Origin of the sequence: Bacteroides sp. GM023, from assembly GCF_014750685.1 — a bacterium.
Taxonomy (GTDB): domain Bacteria; phylum Bacteroidota; class Bacteroidia; order Bacteroidales; family Bacteroidaceae; genus Bacteroides.
Genome location: NZ_JAAXGE010000009.1, coordinates 349935 through 366796, shown reverse-complemented (window position 1 = coordinate 366796; position 16862 = coordinate 349935). Strand labels below are relative to the sequence as shown.

General features: G+C 42.7%; 13 protein-coding genes. 2 read left to right on the top strand and 11 right to left on the bottom strand.

Features of this window, described 5'->3' with window-relative positions; genetic code table 11:
• Positions 1-128 precede the first annotated feature (128 nt).
• Positions 129-1022: an AraC family transcriptional regulator gene (locus tag HC965_RS19595; RefSeq protein WP_191033036.1), complete on the top strand. Its 894-nt coding sequence runs from the start codon at positions 129-131 to the stop codon at positions 1020-1022.
• A 133-nt stretch (positions 1023-1155) separates the two neighbouring features.
• On the opposite strand, the gene HC965_RS19590 is transcribed toward HC965_RS19595, so the two are convergent.
• The 5 genes from HC965_RS19590 to HC965_RS19570 all read right to left on the bottom strand — a co-directional run bounded on the left by HC965_RS19590 (position 1156) and on the right by HC965_RS19570 (position 11448).
• Positions 1156-3378 (bottom strand): beta-N-acetylglucosaminidase, encoded by a 2223-nt coding sequence (locus HC965_RS19590; RefSeq protein WP_191033035.1) that lies wholly within the window; start codon positions 3376-3378, stop codon positions 1156-1158.
• A gap of 32 nt (positions 3379-3410) precedes the next feature.
• The gene (locus tag HC965_RS19585) at positions 3411-4355 is read right to left on the bottom strand and encodes a FecR family protein (RefSeq protein ID WP_191033034.1); all 945 of its coding nucleotides are present in this window, start codon (positions 4353-4355) and stop codon (positions 3411-3413) included.
• 6 nt (positions 4356-4361) lie between these two features.
• Positions 4362-5882 (bottom strand): sulfatase, encoded by a 1521-nt coding sequence (locus HC965_RS19580; protein WP_223854960.1) that lies wholly within the window; start codon positions 5880-5882, stop codon positions 4362-4364.
• A gap of 251 nt (positions 5883-6133) precedes the next feature.
• On the bottom strand, positions 6134-8065 hold the full coding sequence (locus HC965_RS19575; protein WP_191033032.1) for a RagB/SusD family nutrient uptake outer membrane protein: 1932 nt from the start codon (positions 8063-8065) through the stop codon (positions 6134-6136).
• 11 nt (positions 8066-8076) lie between these two features.
• Entirely contained in the window at positions 8077-11448 is a 3372-nt protein-coding gene (locus HC965_RS19570; RefSeq protein ID WP_191033031.1) for a TonB-dependent receptor, read from the bottom strand.
• Positions 11449-11681: 233 nt separating this feature from the next.
• Here HC965_RS19570 and HC965_RS19565 point away from each other — a divergent pair, with 233 nt between their 5' ends.
• Complete coding sequence (locus HC965_RS19565) at positions 11682-12257, top strand: RNA polymerase sigma-70 factor (RefSeq protein ID WP_191033030.1); 576 nt, start codon at positions 11682-11684, stop codon at positions 12255-12257.
• A gap of 8 nt (positions 12258-12265) precedes the next feature.
• Here HC965_RS19565 and HC965_RS19560 read toward each other — a convergent pair whose 3' ends face one another.
• The 6 genes from HC965_RS19560 to hpt form a co-directional block, all read right to left on the bottom strand.
• Positions 12266-12907: a M23 family metallopeptidase gene (locus HC965_RS19560; RefSeq protein WP_191033029.1), complete on the bottom strand. Its 642-nt coding sequence runs from the start codon at positions 12905-12907 to the stop codon at positions 12266-12268.
• Between the two features lie 34 nt (positions 12908-12941).
• On the bottom strand, positions 12942-13607 hold the full coding sequence (locus HC965_RS19555; RefSeq protein WP_191033028.1) for a B3/4 domain-containing protein: 666 nt from the start codon (positions 13605-13607) through the stop codon (positions 12942-12944).
• Between the two features lie 53 nt (positions 13608-13660).
• Positions 13661-14473 carry a peptidoglycan editing factor PgeF gene (gene pgeF / locus HC965_RS19550; RefSeq protein WP_191033027.1) on the bottom strand — a complete coding sequence of 271 codons (813 nt, stop codon included), beginning with the start codon at positions 14471-14473 and terminating at the stop codon, positions 13661-13663.
• Entirely contained in the window at positions 14470-15633 is a 1164-nt protein-coding gene (gene obgE, locus HC965_RS19545) for a GTPase ObgE (RefSeq protein ID WP_191033026.1), read from the bottom strand. The genes pgeF and obgE overlap by 4 nt, the downstream gene beginning before the upstream one ends.
• Before the next feature lie 71 nt (positions 15634-15704).
• Entirely contained in the window at positions 15705-16274 is a 570-nt protein-coding gene (locus HC965_RS19540; RefSeq protein WP_191033025.1) for an adenylate kinase, read from the bottom strand.
• Between the two features lie 33 nt (positions 16275-16307).
• Positions 16308-16844, bottom strand: coding sequence for a hypoxanthine phosphoribosyltransferase (hpt, locus tag HC965_RS19535; RefSeq protein WP_191033024.1), 537 nt, complete (start codon positions 16842-16844; stop codon positions 16308-16310).
• Positions 16845-16862: the final 18 nt, after the last annotated feature.

Here is a 16862-nt window from a genome sequence, read left to right as displayed (position 1 = left end):
GTTAGGTACACAAAAAATAGAATTTCATTTTATAAAGATGGACAATCTTATTTTTCATGTATTATTTGACAGATAGGATGCATTGTTATATATTTGCGTCCGACAGTCGAATCATATACTATGAGATTATGGTAAAATTAAAAGATGGATTTACCGGAGAAAGAGCCTTAGTGCTTCCCCGCATTATCGTAGACAAGATGGAAGAGGATCCTCTCACTTCCATGCTCCATATCACTGATATTGGTTATTATCCGAAAGCCAAGCATCATTTTCGGGAACGGAAAGAGCCTGTCAATCAATATGTATTTATCTATTGCATAGACGGGGCTGGCTGGTATCGTATCGGCGACCAGGAATATACGGTATCCGCAAACCAATACTTTATTCTTCCCGCGGGAGTTCCCCATGCTTATGCGTCCGACAAATCATGTCCATGGACTATTTACTGGATACACTTCAAAGGGATTCTAGCTCCGTTTTATGCGCAGGAAGCAGGTAGGCCGATGGATATTCAGCCCGAATTACATTCACGTATCAGTACCCGGATTAATCTGTTTGAAGAAATATTCAATACGCTAAAGAATGGGTATAGTAATGAAAACCTGCGCTATGCTTTTTCTATGTTCCATTTCTATCTAGGTACATTGCGATATGTGCAACAATACCGCAATGCTACCGCAAGTGAGAATCAAACAGAAGATGAGAACGTAAGCGAACTGGCGATTCATTATATGAAAGAAAATATGGAGAAACATCTCAGTTTGCAAGATATTGCCGACCAAATCGGGTATTCTCCTTCACATTTCTCCATGCTATTCAAAAAGAAAACGGGACATAGTCCGCTGACTTACTTTAATTTATTAAAGATACAACAAGCCTGCCTGCTGCTTGATACGACGGATATGAAAATTAATCAGATATGCTATAAGATAGGTATAGAGGATACTTATTACTTCTCCCGCCTGTTCAGCAAAATCATGGGAATGTCACCACGGGAGTATCGTAAATCCAAGAAAGGGTAATTCTCTTTTCGCAAAGAATCAAAAAAAGAGAGCTGTGTCATCGGAGCCTTTTCAAGACCGGACACAGCTTTCTATTATCTAGTTTCTTTATTTATGAGATTCTCTTATCTATCAAAATCCCTGTATAACAGAATTATTTCTTTTCAACAGTCAGAACAAACTGGCGCAAATAGACTTGTTGTTCTTCATTGCTGATATTAGTAAACCGGATAAACTTGACAGGAGTTTTTTGTAGATTCGCAGTCAGGCGGGCATCCTTCTGTGCTAATTCTATTGCTTTCCATTCCTTGCCATCTGCAGAAATTTCAAAACGTCCCCATGTACAAGGTTCTTTTTTACCGAAGTTAATGTCGATACTTTGTCCGGGATAAACATTATCCAGTTCTATCTCCACTACATTTCCGGCTGCCCATTTCACCACTTCATTGGACGGCGAGATAAGTATCCGGCTGGCTTTAACCTGCAATGGCAGATTCTTTATCTGTTCCACATTGCTGACCAACTTATGAGGCATATAATTTGTAATAGCATCCAGTTGGCTTCCGGTCTTTTGATTATAGCGACTCACTGCTGTTACAAACATTTCGTCAATCAACGGTTTGATAATCTTTGAAGCGACCTTCACACCCGGCTGATAAGGATTCTGATTGTAATTCTGATCGGTATGGAACATTTGCTGCTGCAAAGATTTGACACGATTATATTTCCGTAAAAAATAAGATTGTGAATCTTGTTGTTGGGCTACTACCAGCTTCAAGACTTCTTCGCCTAGTTCTCCCATTAGTTTGAACTGATACAGCCAGGGAGTCATTTCTTTAATAAGCGGTTCGTTCTCTGTATTTGTAAGCAGAATATCGCTTGCTTCTTCCATACGTTCAAACGTATTCTGCAAGGTTTCAAAATCAGCCTTTTCATAACTGCCGTCTTTGACGTAGCTCTTGATGAAACGTTCCACAGTCGGTTGGATATCCATAGATTCTTCCCGGCGGTAGCCATGTCCATTGGGTCCCAGGTCGGAATTGTGCATAGCAAAACACTCCAGTTCGGCAGCCGCTCCGGGCAGGATATTACGGATAGCGTCTTTCCATGTTTTCCACGTATCGTATTTAGTTGGATTCCATGCGTAACTTGCTACACTGAAAATGGCAATCTTCGACGCTTCCGCATGTTCCATCGGATTGGTGACAAATCCCGCCATCTCGTTGGCTATGGTAGTATCATTGCCGTAAACTTGTCCGAGCAACAAATGATCGCGTACATAATCGGATACGGGGAAGTTCCACCAAATATAGGCCGGACGTTTGATACGCTCGTTAATCCAGTTGATGCCGTCACGGGTAATATCCGAAACGACACGGTCGCCTGTCCACATTATTTGGACGGAAGGATTCAGTTTCTCACCAAGTGTAGTGAGATAGTTGCCTTTCGGGTTAGACCAACTTTTATTATATTCCGTAGGACACATGATAAGGGGAGTCACATCCGACTTTACTTTCACGAAATTATCATCAATATAATTCAGTAGTTCCGCTTGTTTCTGAGGATTCGTCCCTTCACCTGAAATGTCATCAAAGAATACGGCAAACGAACGTACACCAAGCTGATACATCTTCTCAAACTTGGCAAGTAGTAAATCCCGGTCTTCCTGATTCCATTTGATGTCCTGTCCCGGATGGATAGCCCATACAAAGTCGACTTCGTTCTCGCCGGCTACTTTTACCAGTTCCTGCAACTGCACAGCTTCTTTCTCTGGATAAGGCAGACGCCAGTTTGGAGCACTATGATACGGATCATCTTTCGGGCCGTATATATAAGTATTCATCTTATTCTCTCCATAAAACTTCAATTGGCGAAGACGCGCCTGATGGCTCCAGGGAGTTCCATAGAATCCTTCTACTACACCACGATAACGGATGGAAGGATAATCCTTTATTTCTATTTCTGCCAGCTTTCCGTCTTTCAATAGTTGGGCAAAAGTCTGCAAGGCATAGTAGGTGCCCCGTTCGTCATTTCCTGCCAGGACAATTTCCTTCTCATTAATGGCAAGATAGTATCCTTCATCGTGTTTGGGAATCAGATTCTTGTATTTACGCACACTCTTATCGTCTTTTTCGCCGATATAAATACGGATTCCATTCTTGCCGCTCTGTTTGTCCGAAAGTAATTCTTGCAGGACTTTCACTGCATGAGGATTAGCTTCTTTTTCACCGGTCAGCAGATAGGTGGAAGGTAAATTGACTTTGTTCTCGCGTGCAACGACTTGCTGGGGGGCAGGTTGCAAACTTAATTCTTGTGCGAAAGCACCGGTAACACAGAGGAGAAAGGCTCCTACGAAATAAATCTTGCTTTTCTTCATAATATAGTATATATCAATGGGGGAATTAATTCTTAATATAAAACGATAGTATCTTTGTCCTGCTTTGTCTCCAAACTAAAACTAATACAGATTTTCCGCAATACCCTTTCCAATTCTTCATCTTTACGAATGGTTCCTGTAAACAGATGCTCTCTATTCTTTTTATTGGCAAAGCAAACTTTTGTATGATACTTTTTATTTATCAAATTAATTAATTCTCCAAGCGGCTTATTCGTGAAGTTATATCCTCCCGTTCGCCAGTCATAGTCCTCAATATCCAACATCTCGCTTTCCATCTTTTTGGTATCAAAATGATAGATGATACGCTGTGCAGGATTCACCTCTATCGCCTCCTGTCCTTTGACTTGAAAATCTATTTTTCCTTCAAAGAGAGTAACTTCCGCCACTTCATTGTCAGATTTTATATTGAATTCAGTCCCTTTAACCTCAACTACGGCATCTTTAAAAAAGACTCTGAAAGGATTGCCATCCATCATTTTCCTGACATCAAAAGAAGACTCTCCGACCAAATCTACCTTACGTTCCTTCAAGAAATTCTCCTGATAGGAAAGCGTACTCCCTGCTGTAAGCCACACAACGGAACTATCAGGAAGAGTATATGCCATACGTTCATCGGTCGGTCCGAGAACAATCGTATCAAAAGAATATCTGGAATTGATAAGAGCCCATGTGCCCACCACAAGCAGAACACACGCCGCAGCGGTCAGGAGGTTCAAAATCAATGTATATCTTCCCCTCTTTTTCACTGGCTTATGATTCCAACAGACATCTGTGATATTACTCCAAATCTCCTCCTCGACTTCTTTGTTTTCGATAGAAGTGCCAAAGAATTTATCCCATTGTTTCAGTAATAAACGATACACAGGTCCCTCATCGGCCAGTTTGGTCTTTTCCACAGGGGTAAGCCCTTTGGAAAACATCTTCTTTACGATTTGTATAAACTCTTTGGCGTCCATAAGGTTTTATTTTTTTAATTGTGACTCAATAGGGTCATCATATTGAGTCTGAAGTTTTACTAATTCTTTTTTCAGCTTCGCTGTTATCTTATCATATCCCGGCTTTCCGAATAAGTTATGCATTTCACCCGGATCTTTTTTCAAATCATACAATTCCCAAACATCAATATCATTATAAAAATGAATCAGTTTATAACGTTCAGTGCGTACCCCATAATGGCGTTTGACTGCATGTTCAGCGGGATATTCATAAAAATGATAATACAATGATTTGCGCCAGTCCTTCGGACGTTCCCCTTTCAACAAAGGCAATAAGGATACTCCCTGAATATCTCCGGGGATTTCAACTCCCGCCAGTTCCAGGAAAGTAGAAGCATAATCAATATTCTGCACCATTTGCGCTACATGTCCTTTTTTTCCATGAGGCAGGCGTGCCAGCAAAGGTGTACGGAATGATTCTTCATACATAAAACGTTTGTCAAACCATCCATGCTCTCCCATATAAAAGCCCTGGTCGGAAGTATAAACGACCAATGTATTTTCCAAAAGCCCTTTTTCTTCCAAATACTTTAAAACCTGACCTACATTACGGTCTACCGAACGAATCACACTCAGATAATCGTGCATATAACGTTGGTATTTCCATTCTGCCAGTTCTTTTCCTTTCAGATTGCGGGACTTGAAATCTTTGATAATCGGATCATAATAGGCATCCCAGGCAGCTTTTTGCTGTGGATTCAGACGATTGTACATATGACGGCCGCCTTTCTCAAGTCCGGTCTTTGTATGAATCTCATTTTCTTTATCCGCCATTTTCAAGTCATAGACGAGATCCATGTCTTTAAAGATGCTCATTTCCTGTTCGGATGCGGCTACACGGCCTTCATACTTATCATAGAAATTTTCGGGCAGCGGGAATTTCACATGATCGAATGCTCCCAAATCACAAGTATCGGGCATCCAGGTACGGTGCGGAGCTTTATGATGCAATAACAGACAGAAAGGTTTTTCATTGTCCCGTTTATTCTCCAGCCATTCCAAGGCCAGGTTGGTAACTATATTAGTGGCATATCCTTCTTTCTGCACTTTCTTGCCATTGTCTATAAAGTAAGGATTGTAATAATCTCCCTGACCGATAAGAATATTCCAGTAATCAAAGCCTGTGGGATTAGAGGTCAGATGCCATTTGCCGACCACTGCCGTCTGATAACCTGCTTTCTGCAACAGCTTAGGAAAAGTCTGCTGACTTCCGTCAAACCGGTGCGCATTATCTATAAAACCATTTTTGTGACTGTGTTTTCCTGTCAGCATACAGGCACGGCTGGGACCGCTAATAGAATTGGCTACAAAGCTATTGGTAAAAACAACTCCCTCGTTACCTATTCTATCAATATTAGGAGTTTCTATAAAACGATGATCATATGCACTGATAGTCTGATACGAATGGTCGTCACACATTATGTACAATATGTTCATCGGTTTCTCTGTTACTGCCGTGTTCTGTGCAAAAGAAGGCAATGCTGCCATAGCAGTAATTCCCGATAAAAAAATGTTTTGTTTATTCATTATTACAAAATAGAATTCGTTACATAATAAATACAATTAAGTCCAAGGTCTCCCTTATCCAAAAGCCCTTATTTTATTCTCCATATTATATTTATTGATAAATTCGCAACGAAGATAAATATAAATTTCCAAAAATAAGACATTTACAGAGTAATACAAGCAGAACCCATTTCCCAAAAAACTTTAAAACAGGTTCTGCTTTTTACTTTTCACTAATAACCGGGATTCTGTACCATTTGCGGATTATTACTTACCTGGTCGACTGGAATAGGCATTAAATAATTCGCCGGAGTACGGAATTCACGAATATGACTGGTCATTGTTATCACTTTGAAGAATTCGTCATTAGTAGTGGCCTCAACATTCAATCCTTTCGGATATACGCCAAAATATTTTGCTCCTAACTTCCAACGGCGAAGATCCCAGAAATTATGAGTTTCCATATACAGTTCAATCATCCGTTCCTGGCGGACTATTTGCATCAGACGTCCGTCGATACCTGTTGAAGAATAATCCGTCAACGGGTCTTTCGCTTTCGCCCACGCTGTCAATACAGGATCAACACCGGCACGCCCGCGAATGACATTCAGTTTCTTCATACCTTCGGATACATAATCGGCTTCACCATATCCGACGCATGCTTCCGCATAGTCAAGATAGAGTTCACCCAAACGAATGATAGGCAACGGATACCTCAATGAAGGGGTATTGTCCGACTTGCGTGCCGCAGCACCCGGATGAACACCTTTCTTATTTAAGTAACCGGTCGGAGAAAAGTTGTTTCCCCTGTTTACTTTTCCACTGTTATCAGTCTTTTTGTACTGCGTGAGCCATCTTAATCCTTTACCGTTCGAACGATCCATAGCCACCTGGTAAGTAGTTCCTGCCGTACCGTTGGCTACTGTCTTCTCTGTCTGACATTCATAAAAACCGTTGTGGAAAGATATCCAAGCATAGAAACGCGGTTCACGATGAGCATTCAACTTCAAGGTAATTCCTTCTCCGCGTATATCATCATTCAATGTGGTTGTCTCAAAACGTTTATCGTATTCATAATCCGGATCCTGCTCTATCGGAAGCCCGTTTTCTGTATAAAATCGCTCCAGCATCGTGATCGAAGGACCATAACCACCGCCGAAGGAGAGGAAAGGTATTGATTTATTCTGTATGCTATACATCTCTTCCAGGCGTGTATTTGCCCAAAGCACTTCTTTACTTCCATTCTTGTCGACATAAGTAAGGCGGAGTTGTCTCTGGGTCTTGTCCGCCGGGTAAGGATAAGTCGTTGTTCCGATAGCGTCATCTTCAGCATAATACAATCTATATCCATGACTTTCCGCAAAGTTGATTGCTTCCAGTGCCGCGTCGGCAGCCACTTTGTACTTCTCTTTACTGTAAGTCTGCGACATCAGCAAAGTACCGTCATGGTTGACAAAATCACTATAATATTCTGAATTTCCATTGAACAAGGGGGAAGCGGCATAAAGCAACAATCTTGCTCTCAACGCTTTGGCTGCCACACTTGTAGCCAGTCCGTAAGAAGAACCGGTACGCTCGGTCGGTAACTTTTCCGACACGATTCTGAATTGCTCGGCCACCCAGTCCACACATTCGTCATACGGAGAACGGGGTAACATTTTCTCATAAGACGTATTCATATCCGGGAGCTCTTTCACCAGGATAACCGGGCCGTAATGTTGCATCAATACGGAGTGATAATAAGCGATCAGAAAATCCGCCTGATTGGCATAATCATTGATTTTATCTTCACTCAATCCGGGTACTGAAGCGATATTCTTTTTCAGCAGATAACACTGGCGGATTCCTTTATACATATTACTGTATGTCGCATCCACATTACCTATATTGCCGGAAGTGTATCCACCCTGAAAATATAATTTGATAGGTTCGCCATTGAAACAGCTCACTATTTCATCACCCGCGTACCCGATGAAAGTATGGGAATTCTGATAAGCAGGCATAAAGGAATAGCAGGAATACAAATAATTCAATGCAGCCTGTTCGGAAGCAAATGCATCTTCTTCTGTTGCAGTTTCATTCGGCGCAATATCAAGATAATCGCACGAACCGAGGAAGAAACTCACGAACACTACTGATAACAATAAATTATATATCTTTTTCATCATTATTCAAATTAGCGGTTATTATTTATAGTCATTTGGAAGCCGAAATTGAAAACGCGTTGCGTAGGATATTTCAAGCCATTACCTCCTCCCTGTTCGGGATCCCAATGTTTGAAGGGAGAGAAAGTAGCCAGATTCATTCCACTGACATAGAAACGCATATTCTTGTATGTATAGCCAATCTCCGCATTTTTCAGTTTAATAAATGAAGCGTTGCGCAGCCAATAGTCAGATGCTTTCGTATTGTTCACGCTTGTATCTCTGGTCAGGCGCGGATAAGAAGCGTTAGGGTTCTGATTTTCCGAAGACCAGTGGTCGTCAGCAATCCAAGTCAATACATTGCGCAGGCTGTTATCGCCGAACGGGTGGAAATCACTCATCACCAATGACACATTGGCAACTCCCTGGAAGAAGAAAGAGAAATCAAGGTTCTTCCAACGGATAGAGGGGCCGAAGCCGTAGACTATTTCCGGGACTGTCGGATGTTTCGCCCATACCCAGTCGGATATATCGACGATGTCGTCGTCATAACCGTGTAGTTTGGAGACATTCACATACTTGATATCACCAGCGCTCAGGTTGCCGCCAATCTGCTGGTTGGCATTGGTCACTTCATCCTGGTTTACGAAAAGACCGTCGGAAATCATAATCTTAGGAATATTCGCGCTCTGTCCGATACTGGATTGGAAAGCATATTTGGGTGATTCATCATATTCCGTAATCTCATTATGAGCATACGTGAAAGTACCCTTGAAACTGATAAACCAATCTTTCCCAATTTTCTTATTGAAATCTGCCGCAAAATCAAAACCCCGGTTCTTCATTGCCGCCAGATTCCCGAATACCTGTGTTCCGGCAGTACCCAAGTATTGAGGGATTGTTCCTCTCTGCTGGAAAATGTCTGTGCGGTCTTCATGGAAATAATCCATAGTCAGGTTCAGAGAGTTGAACAACTGCAAGTCCAAACCTATATTGACTTTTTTACCGACTTCCCATGTCACTTCAGGATTACCGTAACGTGAATAGACCGGACCTTTATAAGTCACATTTCCGTCCAGTCCTGTAGTATATCCGGCACCACCTAAATTGACAACCGGCAAATACACGAAGCGGGCACCACCAATGTTATCATTACCCACAAGTCCCCACGAAGCACGGACTTTCAGGTTTGAAAAGACATTCTTCAGAGGTTTGAAGAATTCTTCTTCGCTGATATTATATCCCACAGCGACAGAGGGGAAGAATCCCCAGCGGTGTCCCTTGGCAAAGTTTTCAGAACCGTTGTATCCCATATTCACTTCTGCCAGATATTTTCCGTCAAAAGCGTAGGAGAAACGGGCTGCAATACCTTGTTTACGCTTCGGAAGCGCGGCAATCAGGTCACCGCTGAACAACTGGGTGACTACTTCATCCTGATTATAAATAAACATGGCGTTCACATCATGCTTTCCAAAAGTCCGGTTATAATCCATGATACCCTGGAAATAGAAACGACGGTCACCGGAATTGGTTACGCCCGGCTTCAAATCTGTAGACACTTCTCCCCCGCTTTCATTCTGAAGCCGGGTTACAAAAGAGTAGAAACCACTATCATCTACTGAGAAATCCTGCAAATGATATTTATTCCAACCCGCCGCGGCACTGTTAGTCGTGCTCGACCAGTTTTTGAAAGAAGCCAATGCCTTGAATCGAAGTCCTTCGGTAATGAAATTCAGCTTCTGTTCAAATTCCAATGCAGCTACTACCGTACTGCGGAAGTTATCCTGATAGCCGGATGCCAGTTGCGCAACAGGGTTCTGTTGTTGTCCCGGTTTCAAGCGGTCGTTGACACCCCATTTGATGTGTGTAGTAACACCATCACTCGGGAAATAAACCGGCGCTTCTACCGGACTGGTATTGATGGCTCCCGCAAACAAATCACCCACACTGATATTAGGTTGTTTCGTCTTTCTCAACTGTACGTTCAAACGTAAAGAAAGGCGGGAATCCTTACTCAAATATGCATTAATGTTATTCTGAAATGAATAACGCATCACATTAATGTTGTTATTGTAAGAAAAGAAATCCTTTGAACGGTTCTTTATCATACCCGTTTCATGGTTGACGGTCACACTGGAGAAATAGTCCACACGTCTTCCACCTCCGCGAATATTAACATTAAAATTCTGATTGAATGACTGATCCTTAAAAAGTTCGTCATACCAGTTGACACTCGGATAAGCATATGGATTCAGACCGGAACGGGTTCCTGCTATCTCTTCGGGTGTATAAGCAGCTTCCGTCGAACCGCTATTCAACAAAGATTCATTAAATAAATCCATATAAGTGGCACCGTTCACGAATTTCGGTTTGCTGGTAGGAGCCGTAATCTGTCCTTCCACGCGGAAATTAATAATCGGTTTGTCTATATTACGTCCCGATTTCGTCGTGATAATCATAACCCCATTGGCTCCACGCGTACCATACATGGCCGTAGCCGTTGCATCTTTCAAGATAGAGAAGCCGTCGATAATCTCGGGATCGAGGTTGTCCAGGTCGCCCGAAGAGATTTCCACCCCGTCCAGGATAATCAGCGGATTGGTAGCTCCATTCATCGTAGAGATACCGCGGATATAGAAGTCGGAACCATCGGCTCCCGGTTGTCCGGAACGCTGAACCGCAATCACACCCGCCAAACGTCCGGCAAATGAATTGGAAAGAGAAGCTGAAGGCACTTGCAATTCCGCAGGACGAATCGCCTGCACGGAACCTACCATACTGGCTTTCTTTTGTCCGCTACCGTAAGCTGTCACGACTACTTCTTCCAGTTGTTTGGTATCTTCCACAAGTTCTACAACAAGCACTTTACCACTAACGACTTTCACTTCTTTCGTCTCATAACCGATATAGGAAATAGCCAGTATATCTCCGGGAGACGCCTTGATTGTAAACTTTCCGTTTATATCCGTGATGACGCCACTGGCCGCCCCCTTCACCTGCACCGTAGCTCCGACCACAGACTCTCCTGTCCTTCCGTCTACTACACCGCCGATAATCTCGACCTTCTTTTGCTGTGAACCGGCTTTATTCTTTTCCAACTTCAGAATGATGTCATTCTCCATAATGACATACGTAACCCCGCTATTGGCGAATACCTCTTTCAAAACTTCAGCGATTTCTCCTTCACAGTCTAAATCTCTGCCGGGCAATGCATCAAGATCACTCGGATTGAAAAAGAATTTAAATTTTGAATTTGCTTCAATAATCTTAATGGCTTGCTTCAAAGTTATCGACTGTCCTTTCACTGCCACTCTCCCTTGAGCTGCGCTCAATGTCAAGGGAAAAAATAAGACCAGTAGCACGATAAGCCTTAAATACCATCTGCCGCATGTACTTGTTTTCATAATTACAATTTAAAATTAATACAAAGTTTTTTTTCATGGAGTTTCTGCAGAACTCAATTTTTCTCTAAAAATTAAATCAATCATATGCCTTTTTTAAAGACATATCGTAAATACATTTAAGTCGTATCTATCCCTTAGTCCGAATCTGCCTTTTTTTATTTTTTTTTTGAAAGGTGTCGTTTTTGAATTATTCTTCATATCTTCGCTTCTGAAATCTCCGTTAAATCAAAAAGATGAATGACCAAGAAGCCATAGTATTGCTAAAATCAGATAACCATGAAGCTTTCGAGTACCTGTATAGGGTATATTGCGGGCAGGTTTATAATTTTAGCAGGCTATATATCAATTCATCCGAGGATATTAAAGAAATAGTGCAGGAAGTATTTATCAAACTATGGGAGACGCGTTCTTTCTTGAGGGAGAATGATAATCTCAAGGGATATCTGTTCATCGTTACCCGCAATCTTATCTTCAACCGCCAAAAAAAGGCTTTCAATGAAAACTTCTATAAGACATCCGTTTTAAGCGCTTACGCCCACTTAAGCATTGACTCCTGCAATATAGAAGAAGAACTGCAAGCCAAAGAATTGAATAAATATATTGATAAAATAATAGCGGAACTTCCACCGAAGCAACAGGAAATATTTATATTGAGCAGGAAAGAAAATCTTAGCTATAAGGAGATTGCGCAATTAATGAATATCAGTGAAAAGACAGTGGAAGCACATATTTACAAAGCTATCCGCCATATCAAATCCCGGATAGAACTTCTGATTGTTCTTTGGGGGATATGGGAGTCCCTCAATTAGAACTTGTTTTAATGAGTCTGAGTATTTCGGGCGACGCGGTTATCAGCCTGCGGCTTTACAATAATCCCATTCCCGTTTTTTGTACATTTAATGCATCCTTTCCGCAATGTACCTTCTTTTAGATTAAAAATCAGATTCGGATTGAAGTGCTGCCCGTTGATACGGGTTTCAAAGTGTACGTGCTCGGTAGTGGCACGGCCTGTACGCCCTGTCAGTCCGATGGGTTGTCCGGCTTTCACGGTATCACCGCTTTGGACGAAGTTCTTGAAGTTATGGCTGTAGAGAGTTTCCAGTCCGTTGGGATGGCGGACGACAATCAGGTTTCCATACGCATAATAGGGTTGAGCCATGCGTACTATTCCGTCAAAAGCTGCACGAATCGTATCTTTTGCACAAGTTTTGATGTCTGTGCCCGAATGTCCTCCACGAGTTCCGTAGGCGGAAATCACCTTGCCGCCGGGCAAAGGAAAAGCATATTCATGCTCTTGCAAAGAGTCCAAATGCAAGTAGATATGATTGCCTTTGGCAAATAATCCGGGAGTGGGTACCCGGACATCTTTTATCTCCCTGGCAGAGAAAGGAGATTTATTCTGCGCATTGGCAACGACAGGCAATAATAAAACTGTAAGTAAGATTAATATGTTTTTCATGTATATTTTCTTTTTTCAACTCAAACAGAGCTGATTATTCGAAGAATAAAAGTTCACCGCCATCTGATTCCGTATACTCTTTTAATAAAGACTGGATCATTTCAGCAGCTTCTTTCAAACCTTCTTTTCCATTGTAACCGTTGACGATAGCGAGAATATGGGTTGTTCCGAGATCCATTTTCGTGCGTTCATGGTCGCTCGTTGGCGTTCCGATTCCTCCAAAAGAGTCACGGTATACGGGCAATCCTTCGATATTCAATACTCCGCGTCCGATACCTTCAAAGGGTTCTTCCGCCTTGCCGATACCGAGTTCAAGATGTGTGCCTTGTATCTTATCCGCATCGAAACCACCGATAGAGTGACCTGTACGGAGAGAAACAAGATTGATAAGGTCTACTAATGTATCAATCTGATATAAAGGAATCCCACGCATCAGGCGACGACGCAAGGCTTCTGCCGACGGACGATAACGCCCCGGATCTTTCCCGCAACGCTTGTAGGCTTCACGGGTGGCGGCAATCACAGGTTGGCGTTTGATGTCTTCCATCTGTGTAGTAGAAGTCAGTTGTGCGGTGAAAGCATTGATTTCCTGCCAAAGACCTTCGCAGTAAGCAGTGTTCTTCACTGCGGCATATACGGCTGCTCCGGCAAAGACCGGGCACGCATTCTTTATTTCCTGAGATACTTTTATTTCAAACATAACTTATCATAAACCAATTATCAGCGTCCAAATAAAGTTGCGGACGCCAATTATTACTTTCTAATCATTATCCCCGACAATATACGACCGGAATCAATACCCAGTCTGCGTGCCGAGAAAAATTCATCATGATGAATATAGGTGCAGATACCGGACAGTTCGATTTGTTCCGCAGGAACTCCGGCATGAAGCAGTTCCATCCGGTTGGCTTCCCACAGGTCGATATGATATTTACCTGTTTTCTTCTTTTTTGCAGAAATTAGGGACATATCGAAACCGCTCTCTTTAAAAGCTTCGTAGACTTCATTGCCTACTTCGAATGATTCGAGAGAAATACTCGGACCGATGCAGGCCACCACATCTTCGCCTTGCGTCCCGAATTTCGCCTTCATGTGTTCCATTACATTGGAAACGATATGCTTCACTGTTCCTTTCCATCCGGCATGGACGGCAGCTACTACCTGTAACTTCTTGTCGTACAACAATACAGGTACGCAGTCCGCAGTCGTGACACAAACACAATATCCCGGCACATTGGTAATCAATGCATCTACTCCTCGCAGAAGGTGCCGTCTTATTTCCAATGATTCTTCAAAAAAAGATTCACTGATTACCAGACTAGCGCAACCATGCATCTGCTCCGGAATAAATAATTCCTTAATCTGATGCTTCATGATTTGAAACAACCAACTCTGGTTGCGATAGACATTCATACATGAGTCATTGGTATAAGGCGAACAGTTGAATGAGCTGTAAGCTCCCGTACTGATACCTTTGTGACGTGTAGTGACGAAATGAGCTACTTCGGGATATGCTTCCAATGATTCATATCCCTTCAACTCGTTATATTTTGTAAGTGAAATCATTTATCTTCCCAATCTTCTTCTTCGTATTCATAGTCGAGGTCGTCGTCATCGTCCACATCTTCGTCATATTCATAGTCAATGTCTTCGTCTTCGCCCATGTCTTTGAGTTCCTGTTGCAGACGGGTCACGTCCTTCGGACGGTGAACGATTGCTTCTATCTTGTTGCTTTCCTTGTTCAGTTCCGCCCACAGAATATCTTTCAACTCGGAGATACCCAAACCGGAAACAGAAGATATGAATACATGTGGTATGCCTTCCGGCAATGTCGGTTCAATCTCGTCCATCAATTCCTGGTCGAGCATATCGCTCTTGGTGATAGCCAGCACACGTTGTTTGTCCAGCATTTCAGGATTGAAGGTACGCAGTTCGTTCAGCAGGATATCGTATTCTTTACGAATATCGTCGCTGTCTGCCGGAACCATAAACAGCAGTAATGAGTTGCGTTCGATATGACGCAGGAAACGCAGTCCCAAGCCTTTACCCTGGCTGGCTCCCTCAATAATTCCCGGTATATCCGCCATCACGAAAGATTTTCCGCCGTGATAGGAAACGATACCTAAATTCGGTTCGAGAGTAGTAAACGGATAATCGGCAATTTTCGGTTTTGCCGCCGAAATGGAAGAAAGCAATGTAGACTTTCCCGCATTCGGGAAACCTACCAGGCCGACATCGGCAAGCAGCTTCAACTCCATGATAACGGTCATTTCCTGCATCGGTTCCCCCGGCTGCGCAAAACGCGGAGCCTGGCGGGTTGCCGTCTTGAAATGGCTGTTGCCCTGACCGCCACGACCGCCTTTGAGCAAAATCACTTCCTGTCCGTCTTCCGTCACATCACAAAGATACTCTCCGGTTTCGGCGTTATAAACTACCGTTCCGCAGGGTACTTCTATTATTTTATCCGCGCCGTCTTTTCCGAAGCTGCGACCTTTACTTCCCGATTCGCCATGACCTGCCATTGCGTGACGGTCATACTTCAGGTGAAGCAATGTCCAGTAGTTACGGTTACCGCGCAGGATGATATGACCTCCTCTTCCGCCATCGCCCCCGTCGGGACCTCCGTTAGGACAATATTTCTCGCGCCTCATGTGCGTAGAGCCTCTTCCGCCCTTACCCGAGCGACAGTATATCTTTACGTAATCAACAAAATTCGATTCAGCCATATTCTTTTAGTGAGTTAAAATAGTCAGTAGCCAAAGCAAGATACTCCGGCCACTGACCTATCTGTTTATTATTACAATTTGTCTACTGCTTCGCAGATTTCTGCAAAGATACCTTCCATAGTACCCGAGCCGTTGATGTGCTGGTATTTCTCTTCGTTCTTGTACCAGTCGATCAGCGGAGCAGTCTGTGAATGATATACATGCAGACGTTTTTTAATAGTCTCTTCGTTGTCATCCGCACGACCGGAGTCTTTGCCACGTTTGATAAGACGCACCATCAGTTCTTCTTCAGGAACATCCAGATCTACCATAACAGAAACATCCTGTCCTCTTTCAGCCAACATTTTCTTTAATGCTTCTGCCTGTGCAATTGTTCTCGGAAAACCGTCGAAAATTACACCTTTGCTATCTTTGAAGCTATCAAATACGCTTGCCAAAATATCAATCATCAATTCGTCAGGAATCAGTTGTCCCTGGTCGATATAACCTTTAGCAGTTTTACCCAGTTCTGTGCCGTTCTTGATTTCTGCACGCAATACATCTCCTGTCGAGATGTGATTGATTCCATACTTTTCTACAATACGTTCGCTCTGCGTTCCTTTTCCTGAACCCGGAGCACCGAAAATTACAATATTCAACATCTTTTTTACCTAAAAATTAATTTGTATTTGAATTTAATCTACTACTGTATAAATGTCGGGATAATTACGCCCGAAGCCGTCATAGTCCAGTCCGTAACCTACGATAAAGTCATTCGGAATCTCCATCGCTACATATTCAATATTCAAGGCTACTTTTAGTTTTTCCGGTTTCACCAACAGAGAAGCGATATGGATTTCGGCGGGATTGCGTGTACCCAGTGTATCCAACAGGCGTTGCATTGTCAGTCCCGTATCCACAATATCTTCTACGATAACAACCGTACGTCCGGCAATGTCTTCATTCAGACCGATTACTTCCTTTATCACTCCGGTGGAAGTGATACCCTGATAAGAAGCCAACTTGACGAATGAGATTTCACAGGGGATTGTGATATGCTTCAACAAATCGGCGGTAAACATGAACGAACCGTTCAACACACTAAGGAAAAGCGGATTCTTACCTGCCAAATCGCGGTTAATTTCGTTCGCTACGCGAATCACTTCTTTCTGAATATCTTGTTCCTTAATAGAAACGGTAAATAGTTTGTCTTTTATCTGAATGGTATCCATAACCGGTAATTTTAAAAA